Origin of the sequence: Marinomonas pollencensis (assembly GCF_003387375.1) — a bacterium.
In the GTDB taxonomy this organism is placed as follows: domain Bacteria; phylum Pseudomonadota; class Gammaproteobacteria; order Pseudomonadales; family Marinomonadaceae; genus Marinomonas; species Marinomonas pollencensis.
Genome location: NZ_QUNG01000040.1, coordinates 1 through 1,186 on the forward strand (window position 1 = coordinate 1; position 1,186 = coordinate 1,186).

Below are 1,186 nucleotides of genomic sequence, written 5' to 3' on the forward strand. Positions count from 1 at the left end.
GGTAATCCCCCCGAAAAATAACAGCAGCCAAAAGTAGAATTTTCTCGTAATCTAAACGCAGGAGGTTCTGCATGAAAAAATCTCGTTACACTGATAGTCAAATCATGGCTATTTTAAAACAAGCCGAAGCGGGTACACCGGTCCCTGAACTCTGCCGAGAACATGGTATGAGTGCCGCATCTTTTTATAAATGGCGAGCTAAGTACGGTGGTATGGATGCGTCATTGATGGCTCGGATGAAAGAGCTTGAAGATGAGAATCGTCGCCTTAAAAAGATGTACGCCGAAGAACGCCTTAAAGCAGAAGTGATTCAGGAAGCCATGGCAAAGAAGTGGTAAAGCCGTCTCAACGACGTGAGATGGCACAGCATGCTGTTGCTAGCCGCCCAATGAGTGTTCGTTTAGCGTGTGTGGCGTTTTCCATCAGTGAAACCTGTTATCGTTATCAGGGAAAATTCAATGATGAAAATTCGTACATAGCGAACCTACTGATTGATCTTACAGAAGAGCAATCTGACTGGGGATTTGGTTTGTGTTTTTCTTATCTGAGGAATGTGAAAGGCCATAGTTGGAATCATAAACGTGTTTATCGAATCTACTGTGAACTGGCGCTGAATCTGCGCATTCGTCCAAGACGACGCCTAAACCGCAACATACCAGAGCCCTTAAAGGAGCCAACTAGACCAAACCAAGTCTGGTCAATCGATTTTATGCATGATCAACTTGTCGATGGACGAAAGTATCGTTTGTTCAATGTGATTGATGATTTTAAGCGTGAAGGGCTGGCTATGGAGGCGGGCTTTTCACTACCGTCACTACGAGTTATCAGGACGTTAGAGCAACTCTTAGAGTGGCGGGAGAAACCGTTAATTATTCGTTGTGATAATGGCCCTGAGTTCATCAGCCATGATTTTGTTAACTGGGCTAAGCATCATAATATTCGTATTGATTATATTCAGCCAGGTAATCCGCAACAAAATGCTTATATAGAGCGTTACAATCGAACAGCAAGATATGGCTGGGTAAGCAAACATCTTTTTGAAACGCTAGAAGAAGTCGAAAACTATGCAACAAAGTGGTTATGGTTTTACAATCATGAAAGGCCACACACAGGCAATGGAGGTAAACCACCTCTCATAGCAGCTTAACTTCTACTTTTAAATGCAGTTAAAAAAGGGAGGACTACC

Annotated in this window: 1 protein-coding gene; it reads left to right on the forward strand. The window is 43.1% G+C overall.

Annotated elements, in window-relative coordinates; all coding sequences use genetic code 11:
- Positions 1–71 precede the first annotated feature (71 nt).
- Positions 72–1,147 (forward strand): IS3 family transposase gene (locus DFP81_RS18090; RefSeq protein WP_115899272.1). Its coding sequence is split into 2 segments (ribosomal slippage): positions 72–333 and positions 333–1,147, totalling 1,077 coding nucleotides; the frame shifts between segments, so codons are not numbered across the junction.
- Positions 1,148–1,186 lie beyond the last annotated feature (39 nt).